12 protein-coding genes are annotated in these 16,141 nt (G+C 44.9%); 7 read left to right on the top strand and 5 right to left on the bottom strand.

Translation table 11 applies throughout. The features are described from left to right. Window positions 1–18: 18 nt before the first annotated feature. From purL to PHS46_00525, 5 genes are all read left to right on the top strand, one after another. Window positions 19–2,880 (top strand): phosphoribosylformylglycinamidine synthase subunit PurL, encoded by a 2,862-nt coding sequence (gene purL / locus PHS46_00545; protein MDD3905002.1) that lies wholly within the window; start codon window positions 19–21, stop codon window positions 2,878–2,880. After that, complete coding sequence (gene purQ / locus PHS46_00540; protein ID MDD3905001.1) at window positions 2,877–3,692, top strand: phosphoribosylformylglycinamidine synthase I; 816 nt, start codon at window positions 2,877–2,879, stop codon at window positions 3,690–3,692. The genes purL and purQ overlap by 4 nt, the downstream gene beginning before the upstream one ends. Window positions 3,693–3,757: 65 nt before the next feature. After that, entirely contained in the window at window positions 3,758–4,969 is a 1,212-nt protein-coding gene (locus PHS46_00535; protein MDD3905000.1) for an AAA family ATPase, read from the top strand. A gap of 232 nt (window positions 4,970–5,201) precedes the next feature. Continuing rightward, window positions 5,202–6,983, top strand: a complete 1,782-nt coding sequence (gene mnmG / locus PHS46_00530) for a tRNA uridine-5-carboxymethylaminomethyl(34) synthesis enzyme MnmG (GenBank protein MDD3904999.1) — start codon at window positions 5,202–5,204, stop codon at window positions 6,981–6,983. Beyond that, window positions 6,980–7,903 carry a TIGR01212 family radical SAM protein gene (locus tag PHS46_00525; GenBank protein ID MDD3904998.1) on the top strand — a complete coding sequence of 308 codons (924 nt, stop codon included), beginning with the start codon at window positions 6,980–6,982 and terminating at the stop codon, window positions 7,901–7,903. The genes mnmG and PHS46_00525 overlap by 4 nt, the downstream gene beginning before the upstream one ends. Here PHS46_00525 and PHS46_00520 read toward each other — a convergent pair. Beyond that, complete coding sequence (locus tag PHS46_00520; GenBank protein ID MDD3904997.1) at window positions 7,893–9,122, bottom strand: glucose-1-phosphate adenylyltransferase; 1,230 nt, start codon at window positions 9,120–9,122, stop codon at window positions 7,893–7,895. The two genes, PHS46_00525 and PHS46_00520, sit on opposite strands and share 11 nt — an antisense overlap. 114 nt (window positions 9,123–9,236) lie before the next feature. Here PHS46_00520 and PHS46_00515 point away from each other — a divergent pair, with 114 nt between their 5' ends. After that, entirely contained in the window at window positions 9,237–10,547 is a 1,311-nt protein-coding gene (locus tag PHS46_00515; protein ID MDD3904996.1) for a diguanylate cyclase, read from the top strand. Between the two features lie 136 nt (window positions 10,548–10,683). Then, window positions 10,684–12,972, top strand: a complete 2,289-nt coding sequence (locus PHS46_00510) for a hypothetical protein (GenBank protein MDD3904995.1) — start codon at window positions 10,684–10,686, stop codon at window positions 12,970–12,972. A gap of 185 nt (window positions 12,973–13,157) precedes the next feature. Here the strand turns inward: PHS46_00510 and PHS46_00505 are convergent, their stop codons facing one another. Genes PHS46_00505 through PHS46_00490 form a run of 4 tightly spaced genes read right to left on the bottom strand, consistent with a single transcriptional unit; the run spans window position 13,158 to window position 16,132 of the window. After that, window positions 13,158–13,505, bottom strand: coding sequence for a hypothetical protein (locus tag PHS46_00505; protein MDD3904994.1), 348 nt, complete (start codon window positions 13,503–13,505; stop codon window positions 13,158–13,160). A 15-nt stretch (window positions 13,506–13,520) separates the two neighbouring features. Then, a complete protein-coding gene (locus PHS46_00500; GenBank protein ID MDD3904993.1) occupies window positions 13,521–13,688 on the bottom strand; it encodes a hypothetical protein in 168 nt (55 codons plus the stop codon). Window positions 13,689–13,700: 12 nt separating this feature from the next. Next, window positions 13,701–14,930: a flippase gene (locus PHS46_00495; protein MDD3904992.1), complete on the bottom strand. Its 1,230-nt coding sequence runs from the start codon at window positions 14,928–14,930 to the stop codon at window positions 13,701–13,703. An 11-nt stretch (window positions 14,931–14,941) separates the two neighbouring features. Next, a complete protein-coding gene (locus PHS46_00490) occupies window positions 14,942–16,132 on the bottom strand; it encodes a hypothetical protein (GenBank protein ID MDD3904991.1) in 1,191 nt (396 codons plus the stop codon). Between the last annotated feature and the right edge of the window lie 9 nt (window positions 16,133–16,141).

Below are 16,141 nucleotides of genomic sequence, written 5' to 3'. Positions count from 1 at the left end.
AAACGAAAGATTAGTATCGTGCTCTGGAGAATAGAAGTAAGGGAAAAAAGAAATTTCTACGATGCCGTGGGCGAAGGCGTCAAGAAGGATGTAATCGACCTCGGGCTTGGTAAGAAGATATCCGAAGTAAAAGCAATACAGGTTTATATCCTCGAAGGAACCCTCGAAGAGCGTGATACTAAAAAGATATGCGAAGACCTCCTCATCGATCCGATAACCCAGGAATACGCATATAACGGCAACATCGGCGACGATAAGAAATACAAAACCGTGGAAGTCGCGTATAATTCCGGTGTTATGGATCCGGTAGAAGAATCTGTCAGAAAAGCGATCTCGGATCTCGGGGTCCGAGGCATCCGTTCCGTCAAAACAGCCAAGAAATATCTGATCCGCGGAAATCTCACCAAAAAAGACATAGGCTCGATAGCCGAAAATATCCTATACAATAAAGTGATACAGCATGTTACGGATTGCGCCGAAGGCCATACGCCGGAAACCGAGTCATGCCGGTTCGAGTTAAGACACGTGGATATCCTCGGCGCTTCCGGAATGAAACTCAAAAACATCTCGAAAGATGGCCAGCTATTTTTAAATATCGAGGAGATGAGAACGATACAGAAATATTTTAAAAAGATGGGCCGCAACCCGACGGATTGCGAGTTGGAAACTATCGCCCAGACATGGAGCGAGCATTGCAAGCACAAAACTTTCCGCGGGAAGATCGAATATCGCGAAGAGATCCAAAATTCAAAATACAAAACTACCAATATAGATAATCTTCTCAAATCGACGATAATGAAGGTGACTAAAGAGCTTAATAAATCATGGTGCGTATCGGTTTTTCACGATAATTCCGGCATAATACGTTTTGACGAAAAAAACAACGTCTGCTTCAAAGTCGAGACTCACAACCATCCTTCCGCTCTCGAGCCGTACGGAGGCGCGGGTACAGGCGCGGGCGGTGTCATACGCGATCCGCTGGGGACGGGACTCGGCGCCAAGCCTATAGTAAATACCGACGTATTTTGCTTCGGGCTTCCGGACTACCCGTACAAAAAACTGCCGAAAAACGTTCTCCATCCGAAACGTATAATGAAAGGCGTGGTCGCCGGCGTCCGCGATTATGGTAACAGGATGGGCATCCCGACCTCGAACGGTGCTGTCGTATTCGACGAAAGGTTCACGGGTAATCCTTTAGTATTTTGCGGTAATGTCGGTATCATGCCTAAAGAGATGTCATTTAAAAAAGTGCATAAGGGCGACCTGGTCGTAGTTGTAGGCGGACGAACCGGCCGCGATGGCATACACGGCGCCACATTCTCTTCGGGCGAGCTTACTCATGAATCCAAAGGCGTTTCCGGCTCCGCGGTGCAGATAGGCAATCCGATCCAGGAGAAGAAGGTTACCGATACCCTGCTACGCGCGCGAGACATGGGCCTCTACAGCGCCATAACCGATTGCGGGGCGGGCGGGCTTTCGAGCGCGGTCGGCGAAATGGCCGAGGAGTTGGGGGCCGAAGTTTATCTGGAGAAGGTGCCTTTAAAATACAAGGGTTTGAATTACGACGAGATATGGATATCGGAAGCGCAGGAGCGAATGGTCCTCTCGGTAAACCCGGAAAAGATCGACAAGCTAATCGATGTCTTCGCGAAAGAGAACGTCGAGGCAACGGTCATAGGAAAGTTCACAGGAAGCGGCCTATTAAAATTATTCTTTAATGATGAATGCGTTTGCGACATGTCCATGGATTTTATACACAACGGCCTTCCGGAAATAAAGCGAAAAGCTGTATGGAAAAAAGAATCCTTTCCGGAACCGCGTCTGCCGATACAAAAAGACCTGACCGCAGACCTTTTAGAGTTACTATCAAACCTTAATATCGCGAGCAAAGAATGGATAATAAGGCAATATGACCACGAGGTTCAGGGCGGCAGTGTTTTGAAGCCTCTTCAGGGCATAAACGAAGGGCCGGGCGACGCTTCTATAACACGGCCTGTGTTCGGATCAAACAAAGGCATAATACTTTCATGCGGAATAAATCCTGATTACGGCAAGATCGATCCTTACTGGATGGCGGCAAGCGTAATAGATGAGGCGCTACGACAGGTAGTCGCAGTGGGCGGCGATATTACAAAAGCGGCCATCCTCGATAACTTCTGTTGGGGCAATACTAATAAGCCGGACCGGCTCGGTTCGCTCGTCAGGGCATCACAGGCCTGTTACGACATCGCAAAAACATACGGCGTTCCGTTCATATCCGGCAAGGATAGCCTGAATAACGAATACTCTACCGGCACAGAAACAATATCGATACCGCCAACGCTCCTTATCTCATGCATCGCCGTAATGGACGACGTAACAAAGGCCGTTTCGATGGACCTGAAAAAACCGGGCAACGCGATATATCTTGTGGGCAAGACCGCTGACGAGCTGGGAGGTTCGCAGTATTACAAGATGAAAGGTTACCTCGGCAACGGTGTCCCGGTCGTCGACGCATTCTACGGGAAACGGCTCATGCAGACATTGGCGCGCGCCATCGACAGTGGGTGTGTACGCTCCTGCCACGACTGTTCCGACGGCGGCCTCGGTGTAGCGCTCGCGGAGATGGCTTTTGCGGGCGGGCTTGGCGTCGATGCGCAGGTCTCCGGCGCGCTCCGCAACGACACGTTATTATTTTCCGAATCGAATACGCGCTTCTTAGTCGAGCTTGCGGACGAAAAAGCGTTCCTGAAAAAGATGAAGGGCCTGCCGATAACGAAACTTGGCAAAGTAACCGAAAATGCATCGTTCAGAATATCCGACACAAAAGGCAGGCTTATAGTGCGCACGGATATACATAAACTTAAGGCGGCCTGGCAAAAGCCGTTCGCCAAACTATGAGAAAACCTAAGGTAATAGTCCTGCGTACAGCCGGTACAAACTGCGATAAAGAGACGGCCTTTGCGTTCGAAACGGCAGGGGCCGAAACAGAGCTTGTGCATATAAACGAATTAACCGCGCGGCGTAAGGATATAAACGATTATCACATTCTGGCCATACCGGGTGGATTTACTTATGGGGACGATATCGCTAGCGGCAAAATACTCGCCAATGAATTAAAGTTCAAGATCGAAGATAGCCTGCAGAAATTCATCGAAGATGGAAAATTAATAATCGGCATCTGTAACGGGTTCCAGGTTTTGGTAAAAGCGGGGCTTTTACCGAACCTCTCCGGCGACTTCTGCACCATCGAAACCACATTAACACTGAATGATTCGAATAAATTCGAAGATCGATGGGTTTATTTGAAAAACGGGGCGGGGAGCGGGAAAAGGAACAAGTGCGTATGGACCGGCGGCATCGAAAAAGTAATTCACTTACCCGTAGCCCACGGCGAGGGAAAATTTATACCGGCAAATAAAAAAATATTAGGCATTCTAAAAAAAGAGGGGTTGATAGCGCTGGAATATGTCGACGCTCATGGCAAAAAATGCGGCTATCCGGATAATCCAAACGGTTCGGTCGATAACATAGCGGGCATTTGCGACAGGACGGGCAGAATATTCGGCCTCATGCCGCATCCGGAAAGGCATATATCTATTTTTCAGGATCCGCATTGGACCAGGTTAAATGTAAAACGAAAAAAAGGTGAAGAAGGCGACGGTCTCGTAATATTTAAAAATGGCGTCAAGTTTGCTAAAAAATATTTGTAATCTTTTACATTTTGTTATATAGTATTACAAATGACGGCTTTTTGATAAATATAAGGAGATTGGCTATGAAGACGATATCGATAGCGAATCAAAAGGGCGGATGCGGAAAAACTACCACAGCGATAAATCTCTCTGCCGCGCTTGCTCTTTCCGGTAAAAAAATCCTTCTTATCGATCTCGATCCGCAAGCTCACGCAACTTATGGCCTCGGGGTTGCCAATCAAACTGCGGACAAATCGATCTACAGCATACTTACCGATAATGCCGATAGGCGCAGAAACCTGCGGGACTGCATTTTTAATGTATCCGTAAATCTCGATATTATACCATCCAGTATCCTCCTCAGCACCATCGAACAGGAATTAAAAGACAAGGAAGACGCTGTTTCAAAACTGCACGAAAGCTTGCGTTCAAGCCGGCTCGATTACGATTATGTCGTAGTCGATTGCCCGCCATCCTTAGGATTTCTCACATTCAACGCCTTAAGAGCCGCCGATCTGGTTTTGGTGCCGATAGACATGAGCGCTTTTTCTCTTATGGGGGTCGCGAAACTTCTCGGTATGCTGGAACTTATAAAAGTTAAGATAGGCCATGCGCCGCGCGTCAATGCGGTGGCTACTATTTTCGACAAACGTACAAAATATTCGCAAACGATGCTCGATGAGATACGCACGTTATTTAAAGAGCAACTCCTGGAAACGGTGATACGACTTAATGTCGCGTTAAAGAAAGCCGCATCTAAAGGCGTTTCCGTAATACAGTTCGACAAGGAGTCGAACGGCGCGGCCGATCATATCAGCCTTTCAAAGGAAATACTAAAAGGTGATAATGAGGAACGCGAAATAACGGAGGCATCCAATGCTCTGGAGATAGAGAAGATCGAAGAAACCAAACAAGCCATAGAGTCCGAAAAAGCGATAATGGTCATTTCGCAGGGGACCAACCGGTTCAAAGAAGATGGGCGGTCAAGCAGGATGGCGGCGGATTCGCCGTCTCTTATGGATGCGGTAGAATCCCTGGCAAAAGAAGTGATCTTCGCCATCGACGCACCCGGCGCCAAAGATATATACATAGTGGGAGACTTTAACGACTGGAAAGTAACGGAAGAACATCGCTTATCCAGTGTCCAGGATGGCAAATGGGAAAAGCGCATGGGGCTCGTCCCGGGTAAACACAAGTATAAATTCTTAGTCGACGGCCAATGGGTGCTCGATTCCCGGAATGCGGAACGTGTTCAAAACGCTTTTGGTACTTTCGATTCTATAATAAATCTTTAGAAGGGTATGATTACTGCAGTAAAAGGCTTCGTTGCCGACACCCCGCAGAAAGTTGTATCTATAAGAAATAACTTCTATAAAAAGTGTTGTTGCCGGTTTTTTACACAAAAAAAGGGATGGCAACAGCACTTTGCAGGTATCGAGTACCTAAGGCCCGAGAACGGGTCACTCTAGGCTGTTGTCATCCAATACAAGTATACCTGACGATTATTTAAAAAGCAAGGGCACGGCAATGAAAATTGTTTACGACGTTATAGTGATTGGCGCCGGACACGCGGGATGCGAAGCGTCCTTGGCATCCGCGAGATTAGGGTGCAAGACATTGCTAATAACCATGAACACGGATACTATCGGCGCCATATCCTGCAATCCCGCCATAGGCGGCCTGGCAAAAGGGCAGTTGGTTCGAGAGGTCGACGCCTTGGGTGGATACATGGGAATGGCGACAGATGCTTCCATGTTGCAATTCCGCCTGCTCAATACCAGTAAAGGGCCTGCCGTACAATCTTCGAGGGCGCAAATCGACCGCCACGCATACCAGGCATGCATGAAAGCTATAGTGGAGGGGCAGAACAACCTTGATATAAAAGAAGGGGAGGCGGTTCAGGTAATTACGGAGCGCGGCACCATATCGGGCGTTCGCACATCCATTAACGAGACATATCTTACAAAAGCGCTTATAATAACCACCGGAACGTTCCTCAATGGCCTCATACACATAGGGCTCGAGCACCATCCGGGAGGGCGAATGGGGGAGAAGAGCGCTTGCAATCTCTCTGATTCCCTGCGGGATTTAGGGCTTGAAATGGGCAGGCTTAAGACCGGAACCTGTGCCCGCTTAGACGGCAGGACGATAGACTTTAAAAAGCTTTCATCGCAAAACGGCGATCTTAACATCCTGCCTTTTTCATCCAGAACAAAACACATAGCGCGAGAGCAACTCCCGTGCTACATAACATACACAAATGAAAAGACTCACGATATTATAAGGTCTAACCTCGATCGTTCACCGCTATTCACAGGTGTTATCAAAGGAACCGGCGTACGCTACTGCCCGTCGATAGAGGACAAGGTCTTCCGTTTTCCGGAACGCACCCGGCACCACATATTCCTGGAACCCGAAGGGCTCGGCACAACGGAATATTACCCCAACGGCATATCGACAAGCCTGCCTGTCGATGTACAGGAGAAGATCCTTTTTTCCATCGAAGGCCTGGAAAAAGCCAGGATAACAAAGCCCGGCTACGGCATAGAGTATGATTTCATTTATCCGACCCAGCTATACCCGACGCTGGAGGCTAAAACCGTCCCCGGCCTGTATCTGGCAGGACAGATAAATGGCACGACAGGTTACGAAGAAGCCGCGGCCCTGGGACTCATGGCGGGTATAAACGCCGCCCTGAAGATAAAAGGCTCCGACGCTCTTGTCTTAAGCCGCTCTCAGGCATATATAGGCGTATTGATAGATGACCTGGTTACCAAAGGGACGAATGAGCCGTATCGCATGTTCACTTCACGCGTAGAGTACCGATTATTACTGCGTGAAGACAATGCCGATACGCGCCTTACGCCGATAGGCCATGCAATAGGCTTGATCGACGACGAATCGTATAAACGAGTGTCCGAAAAAAACAGGCATATAAATGACGAGGTGAAACGACTAAAAGAAAATAACCTCGAAAAGATTTTGAGGCGGCCGGGAACATCATACAATGAAATCGTGCCGGAAACAGCCGGAGAACGCATTTCTGCGGACGAAATAAAATCGGTAGAAATAGAGGTAAAATACGCCGGTTATATCCGACGGCAAGGGGCGGAAATATCGCGTCTCAAAAAGATCGAAAGGATAAAAATCCCGGCGGGCATAGATTATAAAAAGATAAACGGGCTGTCGGCCGAAATAAAAGAGAAGCTTGAAAAAATACGGCCGATAAACCTGGCTCAAGCCTCCAGGATTTCCGGAGTAACGCCAGCGGCGATATCCATACTCATGGTCTATCTACGGAAAAAATGAAACTCTACAACGACTACAATTCCGTCTTACGCGAAAAATACGGATGCAAGGTATACAGGATAGGCCTCGACGGGGGCTTCTCATGTCCAAATCGCGACGGCACTATAAGTACCAGCGGCTGTTTGTATTGCAGTGACGTTGGCGCAAGATCCTCTTACACAGATCCGAAAAATTCTATCAGGGAGCAGTTAATTTCACGGATTAAATATCTGCGGCAGGCTAAAAATGCGTCGAGATTTATCGCGTATTTCCAGGCATTCACTAATACCTACGACTCGCCGGAGGCGCTTAAGGAGCGCTACGATCAGACTCTCGGCATCGACGATGTCGTCGGCATATCCATAGGAACCCGCCCGGATACGCTGGATGATGCAAAATTGAAACTCATCTCCTCATACGCCGATCGATACGAGATGTGGATCGAGTTGGGATTACAATCTATACACAATCGTACGCTCAACGCCATAAATAGAGGGCATACTTTTGAGGATTTCCTGTCGGCTTTAAAACTTACGCAGAAATTTCATATCCCGGTCTGTGTTCATGTGATACTGGGGCTTCCCGGTGAAAGCAGGGAAGATATGATGAAAACGGCGAAAAGTTTGAGTGCTTTAAAAATAGATGGAATAAAGATGCACCTTTTGCACGTGCTGAAAAACAGTCCCATGGAAAAACTATACGCTCAAGGGGAGATATCTTTAATGACGCGGGAGGAATATGTTGAGCTTGCCTGCGACTTTATCGAGCGCCTCGATCCGGATATCATAATACAGCGATTGACAGGGGAAGGAGACAGTAAAACCCACGTTGCTCCTGCGTGGGCCATGAACAAGACCGGAACTATCAACAGGATCAAGCAAGTGCTTACAAAAAGAGGTACATGCCAGGGGTCTTTTTACGGGAAAACCGCTATATCTTAGTGCCGGGTTTTATTATCGCACCCTTCGGCACTATCACTATACCATCACGTATAAAATAATTTTCTCCGTCGAAATTATCTATATTACGCATATTTTTTATTGTTACATTTTTGCCTATGCGGGCATTCTTGTCTACGATGGCCTTGTCTATAAAAGCCCCATCCCCGATACCGACGGATATCACTTCCTTTGAGTCTTTAGCTTCATAATAATCGGCGCCCATCATTACAGTCCGCGAGATACGGCAATTTTTACCTATTATGGACCTTAATCCTATTATCGAATTAGTTATATCTGCGTCGGATATAACCGATCCTTCCGTGATCAGCGAATTCTTAATATCCGAATTAAATATCCTGGCGGATGGTAAAAACCTCGGCCTGGTAAATAATGAGCCATCGTAGAAGAACGAAAATTGCTGTTTCGACGCGGACATACCCATATTGACTTCATAGAACGACTGTATCGTTCCGACATCCTTCCAGTAGCCGCTGAAAGTATAACCGAAACTACGCGATCGTTTTATTGAATGAGGGATAACCTCTTTACCGAAATCCGCGTCATTGCCTGACAACGCCTCCGTAAGCGTCCTGGAATTGAAGACATATACACCCATAGACGCGAGATAATTGCCGTCGACACCACTACTTATCTTATATCCTTTAAGCTCCGCGCGGCTCTTCGGTTTTTCCTTAAAACTTGCTATCCTGCCTTCTTTCGACATCTTCAATATTCCGAATTCACCGACCTCTTTTTCGGATACAGGTATAGCCGATACGGTAACGTCCGCCTTGCGGGAAATATGATAATCAATAAGCTCCCTGTAATCCATATTGTAAAGATGATCGCCGGAGAGTATGAGTATCTGTTCATCGCCTTTTAGATCAAGATGGGAAAGATTGCGTCTCACAGCGTCGGCGGTACCCTGGAACCAGCTCGTATTATCCACCGTCTGCTCGGCCGCCAATATACGCACAAACGCGCGGGAGAAATAGTCGAATCTATAAGTATTATTAATATGATTATTCAACGACTCGGAGTTGAACTGCGTGAGGACATATATATCTTTTAAGCCGGAATGCAGGCAATTGCTTATCGGTATGTCGATAAGGCGATACTTACCGCCTATCGGAACCGCAGGTTTGGAGCGGTACATTGTTAAGGGGAAGAGCCGCTTGCCCTGCCCGCCGCCCAGTATCAATGCTATGACTTTTTTCATTATTGCGACCTTTCGTATTGTAAATTAATTATATCACAAGAATCGTCAAAAACAAGGGAGCCTTTTTTAAAAAATATTGTATTAATTCCTTAAGCGATATATAATACTTTGCATATGCACAAGTTCCGACTGCAGGTTAGAGTAACTCTTCTGATAGCGGGGCTATCCCTCTTATTCATTTCTATTTTTACTTCTATACAACTCAATAATCATCTCGACCGCCTGAATTCCTATAATAAATATCGTGCCCGCGTAGGTACCATCATAGTCAAAACCACTCTCGAGATGCTATTAAAAGGCATCGATACTGACGAAACCGTACCGGCTATATTCGAAGCCGCCGTTGAATCTTTTTCAAAAGAGGGGATAGCGGACAGGATATCCATAATGTCGATGGACGGAAATGCCATAGCTACAAACGATCCTATCGCAAAAGAGTTCGGAGAAACTAAAGAAGATATAAATACATATTTGCGCTTGTCAAAAACAGCGGAGGGTAATGACTGGTTCTATTCTACCGTCAACGGAAAAACGAAGATGATAGATATTTATATACCGATATGGCTTGGTAACTCGCCGAAATATATCGCTAAGCTTTCTTTTTCTATAGCCAATATAAGCAAAGCTGTTGCCGATATTTTAATACCGATCGCATTAACAGCAATCGCCGTAATAATCGGCAATCTATTCCTGGGATTCATGCTGGTTCGTACGATCGTCTGGCCTATAAGATTGCTCAATAAAGCTACTAAAGAGATATCTTCCGGAAACCTCGACCTAAATGTAAAGATAAATACACGGGACGAGATACAGGAGCTGGGGGATACTTTTAACCTAATGACGATAGCCTTGAAAAAGATGAAGGAGCGGGCGGAGAACGTCAATCCGCTCACAAAATTACCGGGTAATACGATAATACGTGAAGAGGTGGAGCGAAGGATCAAAATTAACGAAAAATTTGTAGCTGTGCATATAGATCTGGATAATTTTAAAGCCTATAACGACCACTACGGCATAGCGAAAGGCGACGATATAATAAAGTTTACATGCGATGTCATCGAGAATGCTGTGAAACTAAAAGGAGCTCCCGGGGATTTTGTCGGACATGAGGGCGGCGACGACTTTTTCATGATAACAAGTCCGGCAAGAGCAGATGCCATCGCGCAGGAGATAATCCATCAATTCGATACCAAGGTCAGGGCTTTTTATAATAAAGAGGATCTCGACATAGGGTTCATAGTAGAGAAGAGCCGAAGGGGAGAGCTTATGAAGTTTCCCATAATGACGATATCTTTGGCAGGGGTAACCAACCAATTACGAGCCATTTCAAGCTACGGCGAGCTCACCAACATCGCTGTAAACATAAAAAGCCGCGTGAAACAGGTGCAGAAAAGTACCTTCCTCTTAGACCGCAGAACACAGTAAGTGGAGCCTCCTCGGTCTACAGGCCGAGGCTCCGAATTAAAAATAAAAAAGTCAGCCATACCCCTATTCCTTTTCCTTGGATATAGTGTATACTTTAGTTAGAAGAATAGAAACGATGAATTATAGAGGTGCGAAAATGAAAACAAAAATTTTCGGTAGAATAGGGTGTGTACAAATCATTGGTGTAACTATAATGTTATTCCTTGCAGGTAATGCTATGGCTTATACCAGTATAAGTGAAAATGATCGCACTAGTAATAGTAGTTCATCGGTATTCTCTCCAGGCTATTTAAATATAGCAAGGTATCAGGCTGAGGCCGTAATGCACCAAAATAACGGAAAGCAACCCGGAATGCTCGATAAAATACTTGAAAAGATCGGCCTCCTTAATAAGTCTCCAAACGCCGCCAATCTTAATTTAGCCAAAAAAAAACCTGAAAGTAAAACACCGGAAAAGATTACCCCGGTACTGAAGCAAAAAAGTAGCGCGCGGGGGCAAAAGGCAACTGCCACCGCCACAATCATACTTGCAGATGGTACTCCGGCCATAATACTTGGTAGTGGCAATATACTTCACGCATATAAGGAAGGGGAGAGCTACTACTTTGATATAATCAAAAATGACGGAAGTAATGAGGTGCTTCTCTCTAAGCAAGCCATAAGCACGACCACGATCGATGATTTCTACTACCAACGCCTATCCTTTTCCAGTGATGACTATATAGATGTGCAAGGGCTACTCTTAAGTAATGGCTCTCTTGCGCTGGTAGTACGTAATAGCGACTCTACTACCTCCGTTGAAGTATTGAATTCTTATGGTAATATAAGTAATCATTTCGCGTTTGATGCAAATACTGAGGTTACATCTGTCTACTTTGCAAGTGATCCGGTATACGGTGATCGTATAGGCATTGACATATTGGACAGGCTTAATAATAATACGATTTCGACCACGGCCAGTTTAAACTCCGGCGATAGCACGTCCATTGGTCGGATATGGTCAGGCGGATATTATGAAACGGGGCAATGGCATGAAGGAAGCTACGTAGCAACATCGTATGAATCAGTTGATCTAGGATATATGGATGTGCAAGTGGCTGGTTACGGAACCGCCTATGGTAATGTTAAAGGACTTCTTGAATATTACACCAACGGTACGGGCGAAAAAGTATACACTGGAGTAAGCTGGTATACAGGCGGAATGTTCGTTAATGGTACATTCTGGACCGATTATTCTTATGATGGGGAATTCTTTCATAAAGGGTACTTGAGTAATACTTGGGATGGGATGGATAATTCCTATTACTCCTGGAGTGAGCTTTCGGCTGATGACTGGTATAGTCTTTCTCCCGACTCTACCATAACCATGTCTAACGAGTATGGTATAACTCAAAGTTACAATTCGGTATATCTTGATGCTTATTCCGATCCAGATGTATGGATACCGGAAACATATACATACGACAGTATAACCACAACATCTATCACACCTATTAATGATTACGGGGTAGCGACACTCGCCGTAACAACAGGGGAATTAATATCACTATATAACATAGCAAGTGAGACAAGTAATGTTGCGGATGGTTACTCTTTATACTTTGGCCAAGATACCGAAAATGGTAACAGATTATACGATATAACGGCAAAAAACAATTTTTCCGGTAATCAATCAACATATCAGGATGGCGTCAAGATGATGCCGAAGGACGAGGTATTTAATATGATAGCGTTAGCGGCGCTTAACTCTGGAGCTATAGCCCCAAATGGCGAAATTGCCAGTAAAGAAGAAACGCTTGGGGTTATGTCCGCGCTTATGAAAATAATGAGTAACCCTTCGGAAGATCAGAAGACGATACTTGACGCCATAAGGGCACTCGTAGGAGACGTTAATAAAATAGAGGCTGGCGCGGATGGAAATATGGATCCGGAGCTGAAGAAAGCCCAAAACGATCTATTGCAAGCAGTTACAAACATACTTTTGGCTCAAGCTATGCCAGATTTATTGAAAAAAGGCGATATGGCAAATATAAAAGAGGTTTTCTCGGAACTGGAGAACGCTAAGTGCAGGATAATAAATGAATATGCGAAATCGACTAAGCCATATTACGACAACATACTAAAAGACCTGGCAAAAAACATGGCTTTACTACAGCTTCGTAGTATACTCAAACCGAACATAACTCAGGAAGAACTGGAAAAACTACCGCCAAGCGAACTGGATAAAATACTGGACAGAATACGTAAATCAAACGATAGCGCGTTCGAGGTCGGCTACATACAGCAACAGGAAGCTAAATACCGTCAAACATACCTTGATCCAAACAAGCGGAAATTACATGAAGACATGAAAGGCATGATGCAGGACTTCACAAAGAAACTCGGTAATACGCTTAAAGATGCAGAAGCGCCCGCCAAGAAGTAAACACTTATTCACAGGAAACACCATATTTTACATAACATATTTATTTACAATATGTTATGTCTATTCTTTTCCATACATCAAGTTAACATAAGATATATTATAGGACGTAGACATATAGCCAATATATGGGTTCATAGGTATGACTTACTCCTGTTACGTTGATGATTTTGCGTGATTATAGATTATTATATTGCGGAAGCTTGCAAAGGATTAATAATTCCGGCCCATGTCAGCAGTAATAATGCGACGCTATAAATTACGATCGCGGCTACAATACCAAATATTTCCCTGGCCATGCCCTTACCCTGGCGCGCTATGTTCTTTCCGGCTACATACATCATGGCAAGGCCAATGATGTTACTTACCCAGTAACAAGCGACCACCAATACTCCGAAATTGATATGGGTAAAACGCACCAGAAAGCTTGCCGTCAGATACGATATTGGTATGTTTACGAAGATGTCGTTCCAAAAAGTAAGCGGCGAAAGCAACCATCCTATAAAAAATACGGACTTGTTTATGAGCCTTTTCATAAACAAAACCGGCGATTATTGATCAACGGCCTTATCGTTCTCTTCTACGAATCTTTTGATCTCTTCTATGTTTTCCAGCATCATTTTTGCTTTATTAAGCCCGAAAGCAAACGGATACTTATCGTTCTCATCCCTTTTCAATATTAAAACCGGCTTCCCTTTATACTCGCTTCTTTCAACCATCTCTCCCCTCCTTTATTTTTTACTGGCTATGGTACGGCGGATCCTCTTTTCGTATATCCAGAAGATCCATACAAATGCAAATATTTCAACAATGGTAAATGATATAGCGGCACCAATAATACCATATATCGGTATAATAATAAAGTTTATTAAGAGGCTTAAGGCCGCGCTGGCGGCAGTTTGTATCATAACGTCCTTTTCCATACCGCATGCAATAAGACCTGTGGAATACGGCAGGTTAAACAGAACGAATACCAGGCCGACTATCATAATATTCAACGGAAGAACTGCTGGTAAGTATTCCCAACCTACTGCCATCAAAATAACTCTCTCGCATAAAAAGATAGCCGGCACCAGAACAAATATTGTCACCGCTACGCACATTCTGAAAAACTTTCGAGTGGTCGACTTAAAAAGTTCCGGGTCATTGCAGGAAGCGTGAGACAGCCTAGGCAAGATCGCATTGGTTAAAAATACCATGAACATGATAAAGGCACCGATAACCCTGCGGGCTATGGTAAAGTAGCCTACGTCCTCGATAGGCCTGAAAAGTCCTACGATAAAAATGTCGAGCCCGTTATATACCTGAGCAAATATCGATATCGACCATATGACAACGGCGCTTGACAGATACGAAAAAATCTTCTTTACGTCCGCCTTTTTTAAAAGTACCCTGTATTTGAAGAGACGTAAAAAAACTACGATGATCGGCAACGTTGCCAGAAAGTATATGACCGGAGCTTTCAACAGGTCTGAAGGTCTTTTAACAAAAATCAGCGTCAATCCGAGCTGTAAAAATGATGTTACTGCGCAGGAAATAAACACCATCCTCATCTTCTCTACACCCTGAAACGCCCACTCCGTACCTACGGCAAAGGTAAATAGCATCAACCCCGATGCTAATATAACGGCTTTCATCGATGATGAATGCGATGAGATGAGAGTGACAGCACAAAGCATTGCAAATAACGCGCTTGCTATAAGAAAACGGAAAGAGACTATCTCAGAAACGTAATCGTGCACTTTATCCGGTGTTTTTGCTATCTCGCGTATGCCGTATGTGGACAGCCCTATATCGACAAAATTAGCAAGAAAGAATGCTATCGTAAATGCATACGATATATACCCAAATGCATCCGGCCCCAGCATCCTGGCAAGATATACGAACAGAACCGTACTAAAAAGGCTGCTCACGATATTCGCGGCAGCCAACCATGTCACATTTTTCGAAAGTTTTTCCATCAAAACCTTTTTTATTTTTTGATCAGTCCTCTAAAAAGCTCGATGTAATCCTGCGCTTTTTCGATATCGGACTTTGCGCCCTGACCATTGCCTGACGCGGCAGTTTTTTGCATTGCCTCTGATATCTTATCGATCGCCATGGCCACGATCGCTTTTTTTGATTTAGGGCCGAGATAGAATTTTGGATCTGCCATATCTCCTTTTATCTTAAAATCAAAAATTATGTCTCCGTATGGGGATGTGAAATACTTCACCAGGTCGGGAACGGTGGTCTCCCAGAATGTCGCGTTTTCGTATCCGGGTTTTACAAAAAACTTTACTCCCGACAAATGGAGCTCATCACTTGACCCTATCATGCCATTATCAAAATCAAAAATAAGAAGCCCGGAGAATCTTCCGGATTTAAAAACTAACGGAGAATACTTATCATAATATGGTTCGAATAGCGGTATAAATACGCCGGAAACCTCGAACCTGTTGGACATCGTAAGGCGCTGTGCCGTTGGATCCATACCTATGGTCCATCTAACGGATTGAGCTCGATCCCCCATAAGATTACCGCCGCCTACGGCTGTAACCGATAATACTCTGGTACATTGCCTGTTCATCTTCATCGTAAGCACCGTGTCGATATTTTCCAGGGATATAACATGGGGCCTATCACCGACCATGCCGTCTGAAAAAGTCATCTTCGCGTTCTTTAGCGTAAATACCTCGGGCAGGATAACCCCGGCATTTTTATCAGCTTCTTGTTTGCCCTTATCTGGAGTGGCTTCTTCTTCAAGATTTCCTTTAGAGGAAGCGGCCGGATTCTTTATCATAATCGATTGCGCCTCAAAGAGGTTAAGTCTGCCGTCGCCAAGCCTTTCGATATCAAGCGATGCGTCGGTCAAAACCGGATTTGACAGAACAAAACCGTTCAGCATGTTTTTGCCCTGAAGCGCATAATGACATGTGATCTTATTTATCTCTATCAAGTTAGGATTGGAAAATCCGGGTGGGTTTGACATGCGGAATCCTGTAAGGATTATATCCGATTTTGTAAAATCGAATTTAATAGTGTCGATACTCACGTAGGCCGGGAGATACTTCCTGATAAGCGACTCAGCGGTATACTGCAATATCTGGTAGCGGTATATAAAAATAGAAGCGGCCGTAATAATTATGATCGCCGCCGTTATAATAACCGGCTTCTTCAGCATAAACGGCCC

It is taken from the genome of Candidatus Omnitrophota bacterium, from assembly GCA_028699255.1.
Taxonomy (GTDB): Bacteria; Omnitrophota; Gorgyraeia; order 2-01-FULL-45-10; family 2-01-FULL-45-10; genus FEN-1322.
This window is presented reverse-complemented; position numbering and strand designations above follow the sequence as displayed.

Bases quoted from the DNA above. Each gene is read 5' to 3' on its own strand.
- purQ (MDD3905001.1), top strand. From the start codon at position 2,877: ATGAGAAAACCTAAGGTAATAGTCCTGCGTACAGCCGGTACAAACTGC.
- PHS46_00535 (MDD3905000.1), top strand. From the start codon at position 3,758: ATGAAGACGATATCGATAGCGAATCAAAAGGGCGGATGCGGAAAAACT.
- mnmG (MDD3904999.1), top strand. From the start codon at position 5,202: ATGAAAATTGTTTACGACGTTATAGTGATTGGCGCCGGACACGCGGGA.
- PHS46_00525 (MDD3904998.1), top strand. From the start codon at position 6,980: ATGAAACTCTACAACGACTACAATTCCGTCTTACGCGAAAAATACGGA.
- PHS46_00520 (MDD3904997.1), bottom strand. From the start codon at position 9,122: ATGAAAAAAGTCATAGCATTGATACTGGGCGGCGGGCAGGGCAAGCGG.
- PHS46_00515 (MDD3904996.1), top strand. From the start codon at position 9,237: ATGCACAAGTTCCGACTGCAGGTTAGAGTAACTCTTCTGATAGCGGGG.
- PHS46_00510 (MDD3904995.1), top strand. From the start codon at position 10,684: ATGAAAACAAAAATTTTCGGTAGAATAGGGTGTGTACAAATCATTGGT.
- PHS46_00505 (MDD3904994.1), bottom strand. From the start codon at position 13,505: ATGAAAAGGCTCATAAACAAGTCCGTATTTTTTATAGGATGGTTGCTT.
- PHS46_00500 (MDD3904993.1), bottom strand. From the start codon at position 13,688: ATGGTTGAAAGAAGCGAGTATAAAGGGAAGCCGGTTTTAATATTGAAA.
- PHS46_00495 (MDD3904992.1), bottom strand. From the start codon at position 14,930: ATGGAAAAACTTTCGAAAAATGTGACATGGTTGGCTGCCGCGAATATC.
- PHS46_00490 (MDD3904991.1), bottom strand. From the start codon at position 16,132: ATGCTGAAGAAGCCGGTTATTATAACGGCGGCGATCATAATTATTACG.